Origin of the sequence: Mesorhizobium sp. M1A.F.Ca.IN.022.06.1.1 (assembly GCF_003952605.1) — a bacterium.
Classification (GTDB): Bacteria; Pseudomonadota; Alphaproteobacteria; order Rhizobiales; family Rhizobiaceae; genus Mesorhizobium.
The window spans coordinates 4,776,228-4,789,961 of sequence record NZ_CP034455.1 but is presented as its reverse complement, the minus strand read 5'-3'; the positions used below and the strand labels follow the sequence as shown (position 1 = coordinate 4,789,961).

Annotated in this window: 14 protein-coding genes and 1 pseudogene; 10 read left to right on the top strand and 5 right to left on the bottom strand. The window is 61.8% G+C overall.

What is annotated here, in order from left to right:
• Positions 1-109: 109 nt before the first annotated feature.
• Positions 110-2,029 (bottom strand): DUF4396 domain-containing protein, encoded by a 1,920-nt coding sequence (locus EJ078_RS22965; protein ID WP_127403931.1) that lies wholly within the window; start codon positions 2,027-2,029, stop codon positions 110-112.
• A 107-nt stretch (positions 2,030-2,136) separates the two neighbouring features.
• Positions 2,137-2,340: a heavy-metal-associated domain-containing protein gene (locus EJ078_RS22960; protein ID WP_127403932.1), complete on the bottom strand. Its 204-nt coding sequence runs from the start codon at positions 2,338-2,340 to the stop codon at positions 2,137-2,139.
• Positions 2,341-2,519: 179 nt separating this feature from the next.
• On the opposite strand from EJ078_RS22960, the gene EJ078_RS22955 reads away from it, so the two are divergent.
• The 4 genes from EJ078_RS22955 (at position 2,520) to EJ078_RS22940 (ending at position 7,613) form a co-directional block, all read left to right on the top strand.
• Positions 2,520-5,048 carry a heavy metal translocating P-type ATPase gene (locus EJ078_RS22955; protein WP_127403933.1) on the top strand — a complete coding sequence of 843 codons (2,529 nt, stop codon included), beginning with the start codon at positions 2,520-2,522 and terminating at the stop codon, positions 5,046-5,048.
• 74 nt (positions 5,049-5,122) lie between these two features.
• Positions 5,123-5,587, top strand: coding sequence for a Cu(I)-responsive transcriptional regulator (gene cueR, locus EJ078_RS22950; RefSeq protein ID WP_127213896.1), 465 nt, complete (start codon positions 5,123-5,125; stop codon positions 5,585-5,587).
• A 186-nt stretch (positions 5,588-5,773) separates the two neighbouring features.
• On the top strand, positions 5,774-7,159 hold the full coding sequence (locus EJ078_RS22945) for a multicopper oxidase family protein (RefSeq protein WP_245458907.1): 1,386 nt from the start codon (positions 5,774-5,776) through the stop codon (positions 7,157-7,159).
• Between the two features lie 13 nt (positions 7,160-7,172).
• Positions 7,173-7,613 carry a YqaA family protein gene (locus tag EJ078_RS22940; RefSeq protein ID WP_127213866.1) on the top strand — a complete coding sequence of 147 codons (441 nt, stop codon included), beginning with the start codon at positions 7,173-7,175 and terminating at the stop codon, positions 7,611-7,613.
• Between the two features lie 179 nt (positions 7,614-7,792).
• On the opposite strand, the gene EJ078_RS30760 is transcribed toward EJ078_RS22940, so the two are convergent.
• Both EJ078_RS30760 and EJ078_RS22930 read right to left on the bottom strand, forming a co-directional pair.
• On the bottom strand, positions 7,793-7,981 hold the full coding sequence (locus EJ078_RS30760) for a DUF1059 domain-containing protein (protein WP_095832655.1): 189 nt from the start codon (positions 7,979-7,981) through the stop codon (positions 7,793-7,795).
• A 103-nt stretch (positions 7,982-8,084) separates the two neighbouring features.
• A complete protein-coding gene (locus tag EJ078_RS22930; protein ID WP_164748121.1) occupies positions 8,085-8,402 on the bottom strand; it encodes a hypothetical protein in 318 nt (105 codons plus the stop codon).
• Positions 8,403-8,693: 291 nt separating this feature from the next.
• Between EJ078_RS22930 and EJ078_RS22925 the strand changes: the two genes are divergently transcribed.
• From EJ078_RS22925 to EJ078_RS22900, 6 genes are read left to right on the top strand one after another with little or no spacing between them, the layout of a single operon-like run.
• Positions 8,694-10,070 (top strand): multicopper oxidase family protein, encoded by a 1,377-nt coding sequence (locus EJ078_RS22925; protein WP_127324781.1) that lies wholly within the window; start codon positions 8,694-8,696, stop codon positions 10,068-10,070.
• A gap of 34 nt (positions 10,071-10,104) precedes the next feature.
• A complete protein-coding gene (locus EJ078_RS22920) occupies positions 10,105-10,545 on the top strand; it encodes a DUF411 domain-containing protein (RefSeq protein ID WP_127324782.1) in 441 nt (146 codons plus the stop codon).
• Between the two features lie 7 nt (positions 10,546-10,552).
• Positions 10,553-11,089 carry a TlpA disulfide reductase family protein gene (locus EJ078_RS22915; protein WP_127324783.1) on the top strand — a complete coding sequence of 179 codons (537 nt, stop codon included), beginning with the start codon at positions 10,553-10,555 and terminating at the stop codon, positions 11,087-11,089.
• A gap of 60 nt (positions 11,090-11,149) precedes the next feature.
• The gene (locus EJ078_RS22910; protein WP_245456841.1) at positions 11,150-11,833 is read left to right on the top strand and encodes an SCO family protein; all 684 of its coding nucleotides are present in this window, start codon (positions 11,150-11,152) and stop codon (positions 11,831-11,833) included.
• Between the two features lie 37 nt (positions 11,834-11,870).
• A complete protein-coding gene (locus tag EJ078_RS22905; protein WP_127213870.1) occupies positions 11,871-12,653 on the top strand; it encodes a DsbA family protein in 783 nt (260 codons plus the stop codon).
• Positions 12,650-13,207 carry a hypothetical protein gene (locus EJ078_RS22900; RefSeq protein ID WP_127213871.1) on the top strand — a complete coding sequence of 186 codons (558 nt, stop codon included), beginning with the start codon at positions 12,650-12,652 and terminating at the stop codon, positions 13,205-13,207. Before EJ078_RS22905 ends, EJ078_RS22900 begins: the two co-directional genes overlap by 4 nt.
• A gap of 82 nt (positions 13,208-13,289) precedes the next feature.
• On the opposite strand, the pseudogene EJ078_RS22895 reads toward EJ078_RS22900, so the two are convergent.
• A pseudogene (locus EJ078_RS22895) lies at positions 13,290-13,721 on the bottom strand (SOS response-associated peptidase family protein).
• Positions 13,722-13,734: the final 13 nt, after the last annotated feature.

The following is a 13,734-nucleotide window of genomic DNA, read 5'->3' as shown; positions in this document are numbered from 1 at the left end:
TAGCTAGCTTGCGGCAGGCTGACGCATCCAGGACCAGCGTCCGAGAGACTACGAACGCAATATGGGTTCAATGATCAGACCTACGGCTCCCCTGGCGGTCACGGACGCGTCAACTTGCGTCGATCACGACCATCAACCCACCACCCCCGTTTTCTTCGACGTTGTTGTTTGTCGTGTGATGCGGGATGTGGCAGTGAATCAGCCACTTGCCGGGACGATGGGCCTTCCAGACGACATCGTAACGCTGTCCCGGCCCGACATTGATCGTGTCCGCAAGAAAACGGGCGGAGGCGGGAATTGTCTCCCCGTCGCGGGCAACGACCTCGAAAGGTCCTCCATGGATATGCATTGGATGGATGAAGCCATTGTTGGTGCCGATAAAGCGGACCTTCAGGGTCTCGCCGACCTTCATATGAATCGTATCGGTGGACGGATACGCCTTGCCGTTGATGGTGAAAAAATTCGGCATGCCGCCGTCCATCGGCATCGACGGATATGTCAGCCGCTCGCGCTTGAGCCATTCCTGGAGCTGGATGACGTAGTCATGGTCGGCCGCCACCTCGTCTGCTGGATTAGCAGGATCGATGATCAGAGCCCCATAGAGGCCGAGCGCTTGCGTGCGGTCTGGCTTGGCATGCGGATGATAGAAATAGGTCCCGTGTTGCGTGGCCGTAAACTCGTATGAAAACTTACCGCCTGGCTCGATCGGGGCCTGCGTGATCTCAGCCGGCCCGTCCATCTGGTTGGGCAGGATCATCCCATGCCAATGAATAGTTGTTTCTTCCGGCAAATCGTTTGTGACGTCGACCCTGATGCGATCCCCCTGACGGATATGGATGCGCGGGCCCGGGACCTGGCCGTTATAGGCATAGGCGTCGACCGTCACATCCGGCAGGATCTGCCAGCGGACCACCGAAGGTCTCAGCTCGAACACCTTCACGCCGTTCTCCATCCGGAACGGCAGGTCTTGGTCTCCCTTGGCCGAAAGGCCATAGGATGCGCTCACCAGGCGCGGATCGGCCGCCGCCATGTCGCGCATCGCGTCGGCCGGCGTGTCCCGGTCCATGATCATGCCCGGCGGCATGATCACCCCGCCGACGTCGCGGGCCGACAGTCGCAGGTTCAGCCAGTTCGCCGGAGCTAGCATGCCGACGCCGAGCGCAATCAGCGACACCACGCCAAGCGCCGCGATCTGCGGCGTTGTCGCGTCCGACCGCATCTGGTGGCCTCCGCTGCGCTTGTGTGGACCCATATCGTGCCCGTGCTCATGATGGGCATGGCCACTGGCGTTGGCCTGCTGTGTCCGCATCTGCGCGTGCTGTACGTCGGCAGCCGGCTTTCGGTTGGCCTTTCCGGTGTCTGCCGAGCGCTCGGTCATCAGCCCATGCTTCAGGCCGCGCGCGACCAGCCAGACATTGGCGGGATAGGCCAGCGCGAAGCCGGCAATGACGCCGAGCGACATCACCCCCCAGAACAGCAGCTCGGTCGGCTCCATGGCGCGCATGTCGCGGCCCATCATCAGGAAGCTCATAACCGGCGCCATACCGGCCATCATGAAGTTCATGGAGATGAATTCTGGCAGGAAGCTCTTCTTGACGTTCTCCCAATAGCTGCCGCCCATCATCGATTTCATGAACAGCGACTGGAAGATGAACAGGCCGAAGGCAAAGCCGGCGATATATTCGACGATCAGGTCGAGCCACATCGGCAGGCCAAGCGTGGCGGTGACGACCGCGGCAAGGATGATGCCGGTGGCATCGCCGGCGACGCAATGGATAGTCGAGCCGACCCCCTGCTTCCAAAGGGGTTTTGTGAAGACCTCATGCTCGCCCGGGCGCGGTTCCTTGTCGGCCAGCACATAGAGCAGCAGCCCGAGCGGGCCCATATAGAGCGTTACGAGGATGAACCCCCATTTCATCACCACCGGCTCGGGATTGTTGCGATACTGGTCGAAGGCGACATAGAGCGTCGACGCTCCCGCCAATGCGAACCAGGCAACGAGGAAATAGTCGATCGGTTGGATGAGCATGTGTCCGCCCTCGATTTCCGCCTCATGGCATCGGGCGGCACGGCTTAAATGCTGTAATGAACGCGGCCGGCACGTTTATGATCCGTGCCGGGTCCAGCCGGGTTCGCTTAAGCAGCAGCTTTTTCGTTGTCGTAGCCTGCAGTCTTGATGACATCGCGAATCGCCGTTTCGTCCGCTTTGGTCTCGACAGCCACAGTGGTTGACCCGAGGTCGACCGTCACGCGGGCGGCAGGATCGACGCTCTTTACCGCCTTTTCGATCGTGCTGGCGCAGTGGCCGCAGCTCATGTCAGGAACTTTCAGTTTCAGCATTGCAGTTCTCCTTTTTCGCATCTCGCGAACAGATATGGACCTTCCCATGATGGTAAGGTCAAGGGCGGTTCCTCGGTGGGAACGAGCCTAGACGATCCCAGCAAAATCTTAGCTCTTGACCTTCCCATCACTGGAACCTTTATCTGTTACTGCAACCGCCAAAAATGGAGTTGCGGAATATGAACGCCATCACTCGCGATGCACCAGCCGGATCCGATACTGATCTCGTGATCCAGCTTGGCATTGAAGGCATGACCTGCGCTTCCTGCGTGAGGCGTGTCGAAAAGGCGATCGCCTCAGCCCCCGGCGTCGTCTCGTCATCAGTCAATCTCGCGACGGAACGTGCCGAGGTGACCTTTGCCGGCAAGCCCGACCTTGCTCCGGTAATCGCAGCGGTATCGGCCGTCGGCTACCAGACACGCACAGACACGCTCGAATTTGCGATCGAGGGAATGACTTGTGCCTCTTGTGTCAGTCGCATCGAGAAGGCGCTGAAGGCTGTGGCTGGCGTCACTGACGCCACTGTCAATCTTGCAACGGAGCGCGCAACCGTCCGCGTCGCGACAGGTTCTGTGGAGGCCGCAACGCTTGAAAGCGCGGTGGCTGCGGCCGGCTACAAGGCGCAGCAGATCTTGTCGGAACAGGACCGCGAGCGCGATGGACGCGCCTTCGAAATGCACGCGCTTAGCCGTTCGCTGACCTGGGCGGCCCTGCTGACGCTGCCCGTCTTCGTTCTCGAAATGGGGTCTCATCTCGTGCCGGCGTTCCATCACTGGGTAATGATGACGGTTGGCGACTGGAACTGGCGCCTGCAATTCGTCCTCACCACGATCGTCCTGTTCGGTCCCGGCTTGCGCTTTTTCCGCAAAGGCGTGCCGGCGTTGCTCAGGGGCGCGCCCGACATGAACGCGCTTGTCGCCCTCGGGTCTGGTGCCGCCTGGGGTTACTCGCTTGTCGCGACCTTCACGCCCAATGTGTTGCCGGCGGGCACAGCTAACGTCTACTACGAGGCGGCGGCCGTGATTGTCACGCTCATCCTGCTAGGCCGTACCCTGGAAGCCAAGGCTAAAGGCAGGACGAGCGACGCAATCAAGAAGCTCGTGGGCCTGCAGCCCAAGACGGCACGCGTCGTCAGGGATGGCATTATAGTCGAAGTGCCAGTCACCGAAGTTCGGGTGGGTGACATGGTCGTGGTGCGACCGGGCGAAAAGATAGCCGTCGATGGCGAGATCGTCGAAGGGTCATCCTTCATCGACGAGTCCATGATGACAGGCGAACCGCTGCCTGTCGCCAAAGGCATCGGCGCAGAAGTCGTGGGCGGCACGATTAACAAGACCGGCAGCTTTTCCTTCCGCGCCACCAAGGTCGGCGCGGCGACGCTGCTTGCCCAGATCATTCGCATGGTCGAAGCTGCCCAAGGCGCAAAGCTGCCGATTCAAGCGCTCGTGGACAAACTCACGGCCTGGTTCGTGCCAGCCGTCATCGCGGCTGCCGTGCTTACCTTCGCCGTCTGGCTCTTCTTCGGGCCGGACCCTGCCCTCGCGTTCGCGCTCGTCAACGCGGTCGCGGTGCTCATCATCGCCTGCCCCTGCGCAATGGGCCTCGCCACGCCTACCTCGATCATGGTCGGCACTGGACGCGCTGCCGAATTGGGTGTGCTCTTCCGCAAAGGCGATGCACTGCAGACGCTGCGTGACGCCGCGGTCATCGCGCTCGACAAGACCGGCACTCTCACCGAGGGTCGACCCGACCTGACGGATTTCATCGTGTCAGATGAATTCAATGAAGCGGACGTGCTGCGGCTTGTCGGCTCCGTCGAGGCTCGCTCTGAGCATCCGGTCGCAGAGGCGGTCGTGCGAGCGGCCCAACGTCGCGGCCTCATGCTTGCCGATGTCAACGATTTCGACGCCATCCCCGGCTTCGGCGTCAGTGCAACCATCGAAAGCCGCGAGCTCGTGATCGGCGCGGACCGATTGATGACCCAGCTCGGCCTGAACATCTCGGCTTTTGCCGCGTCATCAACGCGTCTTGCCGACGAGGGCAAGACCCCCCTCTACGCCGCCATCGACGGCAAGCTTGCCGCGATCATCGCGGTTGCCGATCCGATCAAAGCGTCGACACCAAAGGCGATCGAGGCGCTGCATGCGCTTGGTCTTCGGGTCGCCATGGTGACCGGCGACAACCGCCGCACGGCGGAGGCGATCGGACGGCATATTGGTATCGACGAAATTGTCGCCGAGGTGCTGCCCGATGGCAAAGTCGAGGCCGTCAAGCGGCTCGGTCGGCATGGCGCCATCGTTGCCTTCGTTGGCGACGGCATCAATGACGCACCGGCACTCGCCGCTGCAGATGTCGGCATTGCAATCGGAACAGGTACGGACGTCGCCATAGAAAGCGCCGACGTCGTCCTGATGTCGGGTGATCTTCGCGGCGTGGCCAATGCGATCGCGCTCTCCAAGGCAACGATCCGTAACATTCGTCAGAATCTGTTCTGGGCCTTTGCCTACAACATTGCGCTGATCCCGGTTGCCGCCGGCGTGCTCTATCCAGCTTACGGGACGCTTCTGTCTCCGATGCTCGCCGCTGGCGCAATGGCACTTTCGAGTGTCTTTGTCTTGACCAATGCATTGCGCCTCAGACGCTTCCGCGCACCGCTGCACGAGGGACCACAAGCCAAACAAGCTTCCGGGAAAGCCCTAGCGGCGTGACAGAAATGGTGCAGACCTGTTTACCAAGCGTCCTGCTGCAGGCGTCGCAAGATCCAAAGAAAGGAAATTCGGTCATGAACATTGGTGAAGCCGCAGCCGCGTCAGGTGTCTCGGCCAAGATGATCCGCTACTACGAGTCAATTGACCTGATCCCCAACGTCGCCCGAACCGACGCCGGCTATCGCGTCTATTCGGACAGCGACATTCATGCCCTACGCTTCATTCAGCGCGCCCGGGATCTCGGCTTTTCGGTAAACCAAATGGCCAATCTGCTCGCCCTTTGGGGCGACCGATCACGCACCAGTGCCGATGTCAAGCGTATCGCTCTGGAGCATGTCGCGGAACTCGAGCGGAAGATGCGCGAGCTTCGCGATATGTCCAAGACGCTGCGTCATTTGGCTGAGCACTGTCAGGGGGATGATCGGCCGCATTGTCCGATCATCGAAGATCTTTCCAGCGGGCACGACGCTGGACCAGCCAGGCCCCGCAAGCGTCGGCAGCCCGCCGTCGACGGCGTCCGGCATCGCCACACCTTCTGAACACTGCGCGTACTCGAGACGCGCCAATTTGACCTAGGAGACAAATACATGCATCGACGCGAATTTCTTGTGGCAAGCTTGGCTACTCTGGCCAGTTCCACGGCGCTGGCGCAAACGAAGATGGACGACATGTCCAACATGGACTCCATGCCGGGCATGGATATGGGTGGCCATTCCGGGCACGACATGGGCGCCATGGCGAAAGGCGCCGTCGCCCTTCCGGAGGGCGAGGCGCTGCGCAATTTGCCACTGCTTGCCAACGAGGCCAGCACCCCCGGCCTTTTCAAGGCAAAGCTGACGGCGGAACCCGCCGTCGCGCGCTTCGCCGAAGAACTGGACACGCCGATCCTTGCCTATAACGGTATGAGCCCCGGGCCGCTGATCGAGGCCTATGAAGGCGATCGGGTCGAGATCGCCTTCGCCAACAGGATCGAGGGCGAGCAAAGCACAATCCACTGGCATGGCATGCCGGTACCGGCCGACCAGGACGGCAATCCGATGGACCCTGTGGCCGCGGGGGCGGACCGCGTCTACGTCTTCGACCTGCCGGAAGGGTCGGCCGGTTCGTACTGGTACCATCCGCATCCGCACGGCAAGACAGCCGAGCAGGTTTATCGCGGCTTGGCTGGCGCATTCGTGGTCAAGGCGAAAACCGATCCCGTGCCGGCCGAATATGGCGACACCGTGCTCGTGTTCACCGACCTCAGGCTCGCCGCCGACGGCTCTATGCCCGAAAACACTATGACGGACCTGATGAACGGCCGCGTCGGGGACCACGTACTGGTCAATGGGCAGAAGAACCCGAAGCTCTCGGTGGGAATGGGCGCGAAACGGCGTTTTCGGCTTTATAATGCTACCAATGCGCGCTACCTGAAACTCGCTTTCGATGGCGCGCCGATGACCATCATCGGCAGCGACGGCGGGCTGCTGGAGGCGCCGGTGGCAGCAAGGGAGATCCTGCTCAGCCCGGCGGAGCGTCTTGAACTTGTCGTATCTTTCGAGAAGTCAGGCCCCGTTACGCTATACACCTTAGACTACGACCGCGGCTGGATGGGCCCAGGCCGTCCAGCCGATGCCGGGCTGACGCTGCTCACAGTCGATGTTTCAGACAATCTTGCCGGGCCCGTGCCCCCGATTCCCGAGCGACTGCGGCCGATCGCTCAGCTCGGGAACCCCACCGCCAGCCGGCGCCTCGTGTTGACCGAAACCATGACCATGACTGCCACCGATAGGCAGATGGGGTTCCTGATCAATGGCAAGGCCTTCGACATGGGCCGTATCGACATTGTCTCTAAGGCTGGTCAGACCGAACTCTGGGAGATCGTCAACCAAGCCGAAATGGATCACCCGTTCCATTTGCACGGCACGCAGTTCCAGGTAATCGAGCACGAGCGCGGCGGCAAGGTCACGAAATCACCCTATCTTGCTTGGAAAGACACGGTCAACGTTGCACGCGGCGAGACGGTCCGGCTCTTGTTGCGACAAGAGCGACCAGGCCAGCGCATGTATCACTGCCATCTCCTCGAGCACGAACAGCTCGGCATGATGGGTATCGTCGACGTGCGGGCATAATCGGCCCTTCATAGTGACTGGGCTGGCAGTCTACGGTTCGCTGTTCGTCAGCGCCTTCCTAGCGGCAACGGTGCTGCCGGTTTCGTCTGAGGTCGTGCTTGTTGGCCTATTGGCGACCGGTCGGGGCGATCCGGCCCTACTCTTTACGGTTGCTACCATCGGCAACACGCTGGGCTCGGTTGTGAACTGGATATTGGGCCGGGGGATCGACGCGCTCCGGTCGAAGCAATGGATCCCTATCACTCCCCGGCAGTTTGAGCGGGCGAGCCGCATGTTTCGCCGCTATGGCGCGTGGACGCTCTTGTTCGCATGGTTGCCAGTGGTCGGAGATGCTTTCACCGTCGTGGCAGGCGCGGCACGGGTCCGGCTCGCCTTGTTCGTGGTTTTAGTCGGCCTTGGAAAGGCGGCGAGGTACGCAGCAGTCACCCTGGTAAGTCTATGGGCGGCGAATTAACCGGCGCCCCTCAACCTTGTTGCATTTGGGCGAAAAGAGTCGACCGAAAAGGCGCGACGGGCTGCTACAATCGCGGACCGAAGAGCACCGTCCGTCGAGATCGCCGAAAATCTGCGATCGCCGATCTCGCGCCAGCCGAGTGAATATGCCGACAGCCTTACGGTCATCGGCGCTGAGGCCTAGCTGGCGATCACCAGCGCTTGCAACTGCCGCCGATCCTCTTGGGACCATTGATTGGGGTCTTCGTCATGGGCAGACTTCGCGTGAAGCTCGACATGCTTCATGACTTCCTCCGCGCTCTCTGCCGTGAAGCTCCCCGGACAAGCCTCCATCCCCGGATAATCTCTGCATCGATACGTGTATGGCATTGCTGCCTCCGTACATTAGAGAACACTTAAGGAGGCGAGTGAACGCCGCTCTTGTCAATGAATTTTCGGTCAACGTTGCGACTTGCAAAACCCGGACTTTGCCCTACGCTAGGCCGACAATGGCTCGATTGTCGCCAAAACACCTCCTGGCCATGCTGCTCGCGGTCTTGCTGACCGCCGGGTTCAGCCTGTCTGTCGCCCAGGCAAGCGTCATGTCGTCGAGGATGGCAAGCGAGAACGCCATGGCGATGCCGGCCGCTGACGGAATGGGCAAGATGGCTGACGGCGCCATGCACCACGACTGCAAGGCGTGCAAGGACACAAGCGGCAAAACTGGCCCGATGCATTGTCCGCCGGATTGCATCGCCCCCGTCCTCGCGGTGCTGCCGCAGGATCCGGCCGTGATGATCGTGCCGGGCATGCAGCAGCTCCGGGCGCTGCCCACTCCCCTTCTTCGCGGGCGAAGTTCCCTGCCCGACCCATCCCCTCCCCGACCCACTGCTCTCATCTGATGCCGTATCGGCCGCACAGCGGCTGATCCTTGGCGTCTGATCGCCCGCTTTGCACACGATCGTGATGCGGGCGCGCACGGCAATCCGGTTCATGCCGCAATGCCCGTCGTAGATCGAGATCGTAGAGCGTATAAATGAATTCCGGTTCACGTCTTTTGCTGTCGCGTCGCGGCTTTCTCGCTGCAGCGTCAGGGGCTGCCATGTCGCTGCCAATACGTCCCGCCCGCGGATCCGCCATCGACGAACGGACCTTGAGGGCGGCGCCAAGCCAGGCGCGACTGACTGGTCCCGGCGGCCCATCCACTCCGACCTGGGCCTACAGCGACACCATTCCCGGCCCGGTGCTGCGCCTACGGCAAGGCCGGCCGGTGCGGATCACTGTAGAGAACGGGTTGGCCGAGGACACCACCGTTCACTGGCACGGCATCCGCTTACCAAACGCCATGGACGGGGTGCCCGGGATGACCCAGCCCCCGATCGCGCCGGGATCAAATTTCACTTATGAGTTCACGCCGCCGGATGCCGGCACTTTCTGGTATCATCCGCATGCCGACAGCCTGGTGCAGCTCGGTCGAGGCCTTGCGGGCGCGCTCATTGTCGAGGAGGCAGAGCTTGTCGAATTCGACCGCGATCTGATCTGGCTGCTGCAGGACTGGCGGCTAGCCGCCGATGGCCAGATCTCCGGTGGCTTCGGCAGCGCGATGGATGCCACGATGTCAGGTCGGATCGGCAACCTCGTCACCATCAATGGCTCGGCACCGGCCGATCACGGTGTGCGCGCTGGCGAGCGCATCCGGCTGCGGCTCGCCAATGCCGCGCTTGCCCGCATGATGGCGCTGCGCTTTGAAGGCCACCGGCCGGTCATCCTGGCGATCGACGGCCAGCCGTGCGACCCGCACGAGCCGGACGACGGCCGCGTCGTGCTGGGGCCGGCGATGCGCGTCGACATGGCGCTGCACATGCAAGGCAAACCGGGTCGCCGGTATCGCGTAATCGACGAGTTCTACGACGGCCTTGCCTACACGCTGGCCACGCTTGCCTATGACAAGGCGCCACCGCTCAGGGTGCATCCCCTGGAGCGGCCCACTGCGCTACCGCGCAATCCCCTGCCGGAGCCTGATCTCGCCAAAGCCCTGCGACAGGAGATCGTTCTGCAAGGCGGCATGATGGGCGGCGGCAAGCTCGCGGGCGTCGGCGGGATGATGGGCATGTCTGGCATGAACATGGGCATGAACGGCACGGCTGCCTGGGCGATCAACGGCATGTCGATGACCGGCGACGGTCACGCCGGCATGGTACCGCAGTTCACGCTGCGACGAGGCGTCACCTGCCACCTGACGATTCGCAATCAGACGGCTTGGTGGCATCCGATGCACGTCCACGGGTTCAGCCTGTCGATCCTTGCCCGCAACGGCTCGCCGGTGTCGCACCGGCAATGGCAGGACACGGTGCTGCTCGCGCCGAAGGACACGGTCGAATGTGCCTTCGTAGCCGACAATCCCGGCGACTGGATGCTGCACTGCCATGTCGCCGACCACCAGATGGCAGGCCTGATGACCGTCTTCCGGGTGACCTGATCCTTCGCATAGCAATTTCAAAGGAGAACCGACTATGAAACTGCCTCATGCCCTCACCGCCATCGGCCTCGCGATCGCCATGCCGCTGCCGACCCTCGCCGCGACGATTGACGCGGTGATGTACAAGAACCCGCAATGCAGCTGCTGCGAGGCTTATGCCGACTATCTCGAACGAAACGGCTTCAAGGTAGACATCAAGCCGGTCAACAATCTTTCTCAGATCAGCAGCGATGCCGGCGTGCCCGCCGACCTCGAAGGCTGCCATACGATGATGGTCGACGGTTATGTGGTCGACGGTCTGGTGCCTGTCGAGATCGTCAAGAAGCTTCTGACCGAGCGACCTGCCATCGCGGGCATCACGCTGGCTGGCATGCCGGCTGGCGCGCCCGGCATGGGCGGCGAAAAGAGCGAGACCTGGACTATCTACGCCTTCACCAAGGACGGCAAGGCGCCGACCGTCTATGCGACAGAGTGAGGGAGCCATGACGTCTGCCAACCTTGTCATCGCGCTCGCGCTGCTGCTGGTTGCGGGGTCGGCGGCGGCCGGGCCGACGTCGGATTTTGTCGTTCCGGAAACGCCCACCACCTTACCCGCAATCAGCTTCACCGACGGCGCGGGCAAGCAGAAAACGCTCGAGGATTATTCCGGCAGACTAGTGCTGCTCAATATCTGGGCGACGTGGTGTGCCCCGTGCCGGAAGGAAATGCCGACGCTCGACCGCCTCGAGGCCACGCTCGGCGGGCCAGACTTCGAGGTCGTCGCGCTGTCGATGGACCGGAAGGGACCCGATGTCGTGAAGAAATTCTTCGCCGAGACCGGGGTCATGCATCTTGCCCTCAACATCGACAGCTCGGCCAAGGCGATGTTCACGCTCGGCGCGCCCGGTCTTCCGATGACCCTGCTGATCGATGGCAGCGGCAGGGAGATCGGCCGCCTGATTGGCCCGGCCGAATGGGACTCGCCCGAGATGACCGAGTTCATCCGCGGCCTTATCGCCGCGAACCGAGAAGGGAAATAACCGATGCTTTTGCGAACCAGAGCGTGCGGAGTTTTGTCGACCTGGAATGGATGGGGGCCGATGCTGCGCGGGCTTGTTGCCATAGCGGTGCTGGCTCCCAGCTTTATCCCTGGCGCGCGGGCGCATTCGTTGGACGAGGTCAATGAGCTGCTGAAGGACGACGAGAAGTACTTTCAGGCGATCGACAAGCCGGCCCCCGATTTCACGCTGCGCGCCGCCGATGGAGCCGTCGTGCGGCTCGCCGACCTGCGCGGCAAGGTGGTGGTGCTGCACTTTGTCTACACTTCGTGTCCCGACGTTTGCCCGCTCCATGCCGAGAAGCTCGCGGAGGTGCAGCAGATGGTGAACGCCACGCCGATGAAGGGCCAGGTCATTTTCGTGACTGTCACCACCGATCCGAAGCGGGACACGCCCGACGTGCTGCGCGCCTATGGGCCGGCGCATGGGCTCGATCCGGCCAACTGGCTGTTCCTGACCACGACGCAGGATCAATCCGACGACGCGACCCGCAAGCTTGCCGAAGCCTTCGGCCACAAATTCACGCTGACCGACGATGCCTACCAGATGCACGGCATCGTCACGCACGTGATCGACAAGGAGGGCCATTGGCGCGCGAATTTCCACGGCCTGAACTTCGCCCCGGTCAATCTGGTCACCATGATCAACGCGCTCACCAACAACCTTGAACGACCGCACACCGAGCCGGAGAAAGGCTGGCTGGCAAGATTGCGGAACCTGCTGTGACACAGGACCATTCAACGGACAAATTAAGAGGAAATCCATGTTCACCACGGCAAGACAGGCAAGCCGTCCTCGCGGCATCGTCCGCATGCTGCTCATTGCTGGCCTGGCGGGATGGTTCCTGCTCGATTCCGGCGCTCGGGAACCGGCGATTGCGGCGGGCGAAATGTCCCATGACGAGCTCGATCAGCGGATACACGACTATATCCTGGCCCATCCGGAGGTTCTCGTGCAGGCACTGCAGAGTCTGGACCAGCGCCAGCGCCAAGCGCAGGCCGCCCAAGTAAAGCAGGTGGTCAAGGCGCGGGCGGACGACCTCTTCCGCGACAAACGAAGCCCGGTTGGCGGCAATGCTGAGGGCAATGTCACCCTTGTCGAATTCTTCGACTATAATTGCCCCTATTGCAGGATGATGGCGCCGATCATGGATCAGGCCGTTGCAGGCGATCCGCAACTCAGGATCGTCTACAAGGAGTTTCCCATCCTTGGCCCGGATTCGGTATTCGCGGCGAAAGCCGCGCTGGCAGCCGATAAGCAAGGCAAATACGCCGCGTTTCACAAAGCGCTTTACGGCTCTAGGACGAGAGTGACGGAGGCAGCCGTGCTCAAGATCGCCGCCGATGCTGGCCTCGATGTCGACCGCATGAAGACCGACATGCAGCAGCCCGATATCCAGGCGTCGATCGACCGCAACACTGAATTGGCGCAGGCGCTAGGGATCACCGGCACGCCAGGCTTCGTCGTAGGCGATCAGATATTTCCTGGAGCGACCGACCTAGCGACGCTGAAGAAACTGCTCGAACAGGCCAGGACACGAAAATGAACGCGACCCCAACTCGGCGAAAGATCGTTTTGGGCGTCATCGCCGCCACGGCAATGCCTAGACTGCCGGGATTCAAGGCTGCGGCACAGGCCCAGGACGACGCCGGCCTGGCAAGTCGTTTCCAGGATCTTAGCCAGAACGGCAACGCCACCTGCTCCCCCAAATTCACGGCGTCGATCGCGACCATGCCGCCGATGTCGCGGATCAAGGGCTCGTGCTGCAGCCCGATGGAGATGAAACGCTATACCGAGCAGGTAAAGGGCTTGGTGAAATACCGCGTCATCGCGATGATCCCGCAGGACCCATACGACATTCCGGCCGTCACCGCGCAGCAAATGATCCACTACTATGATCGGCAACTCACTGCCGACGAACAGCGCCGTTACGACTTTGCATTGGCCAACTCCAACGAAAAAGGACCGTGCTGCTGCCAGTGCTGGCGCTGGGGTGTGTATGGGGGGCTGGCCAAGTACCTGATCCGCGAGCACGGCTTCACGGGCGAACAGATCGTCGATGTCTGGAATCTGTCGGACGGTTGCGGCGGAGGCGAATGATCGATTACACGACAGAGTGGCCAGGTCTCGATGATGGAAAGCGACAGAATGGTCACTGTGCCTCAGGACGAACCGTCTCAACTTAAAGAGACCCGGGTGGAAGCGGCCGCAGCAACTCACCTTCCGGCTTTGTCAGGTTCAGCCAGGCGGACCAGTTCTCCGGCTGAATAACTACGGCCTAACGGCTGTGATAGGGCGCAACGTCCGGGCCAGGACCGGTCGTCAGCATGCGAAAGGACGGCGGGTTGTTGCCGCCCGCTTCGCGCCAAAGCCCCGCGATTGTCATGAACGGGGCGCCGTTGGGAGTAAATCGGTGCTTTGCCTTCGGGTACTTCGTTCCGGTGAACTCGAAGAAGGCCGATGCCGGCACAAGACAGCGCCTGCTGTTTGCGAAGTGTCGCCCCTCAGACCGGAGATTGAACACCGGCCGCCTTTTGTACCGGACAGGGGGAAAGCCGAATGTCATGGAGGCAAGCTGGAGCATGCGTCGGCCGCTGGTCGCCCCGGAAACCAGGCCGAACTAGCCT

Coding starts and splice junctions, on each gene's coding strand:
- EJ078_RS22965 (WP_127403931.1), bottom strand. CDS start 2,029: ATGCTCATCCAACCGATCGACTATTTCCTCGTTGCCTGGTTCGCATTG.
- EJ078_RS22960 (WP_127403932.1), bottom strand. CDS start 2,340: ATGCTGAAACTGAAAGTTCCTGACATGAGCTGCGGCCACTGCGCCAGC.
- EJ078_RS22955 (WP_127403933.1), top strand. CDS start 2,520: ATGAACGCCATCACTCGCGATGCACCAGCCGGATCCGATACTGATCTC.
- cueR (WP_127213896.1), top strand. CDS start 5,123: ATGAACATTGGTGAAGCCGCAGCCGCGTCAGGTGTCTCGGCCAAGATG.
- EJ078_RS22945 (WP_245458907.1), top strand. CDS start 5,774: ATGGGCGCCATGGCGAAAGGCGCCGTCGCCCTTCCGGAGGGCGAGGCG.
- EJ078_RS30760 (WP_095832655.1), bottom strand. CDS start 7,981: ATGCCATACACGTATCGATGCAGAGATTATCCGGGGATGGAGGCTTGT.
- EJ078_RS22930 (WP_164748121.1), bottom strand. CDS start 8,402: ATGCCCGGCACGATCATCACGGCCGGATCCTGCGGCAGCACCGCGAGG.
- EJ078_RS22925 (WP_127324781.1), top strand. CDS start 8,694: ATGTCGCTGCCAATACGTCCCGCCCGCGGATCCGCCATCGACGAACGG.
- EJ078_RS22920 (WP_127324782.1), top strand. CDS start 10,105: ATGAAACTGCCTCATGCCCTCACCGCCATCGGCCTCGCGATCGCCATG.
- EJ078_RS22915 (WP_127324783.1), top strand. CDS start 10,553: ATGACGTCTGCCAACCTTGTCATCGCGCTCGCGCTGCTGCTGGTTGCG.
- EJ078_RS22910 (WP_245456841.1), top strand. CDS start 11,150: ATGCTGCGCGGGCTTGTTGCCATAGCGGTGCTGGCTCCCAGCTTTATC.
- EJ078_RS22905 (WP_127213870.1), top strand. CDS start 11,871: ATGTTCACCACGGCAAGACAGGCAAGCCGTCCTCGCGGCATCGTCCGC.
- EJ078_RS22900 (WP_127213871.1), top strand. CDS start 12,650: ATGAACGCGACCCCAACTCGGCGAAAGATCGTTTTGGGCGTCATCGCC.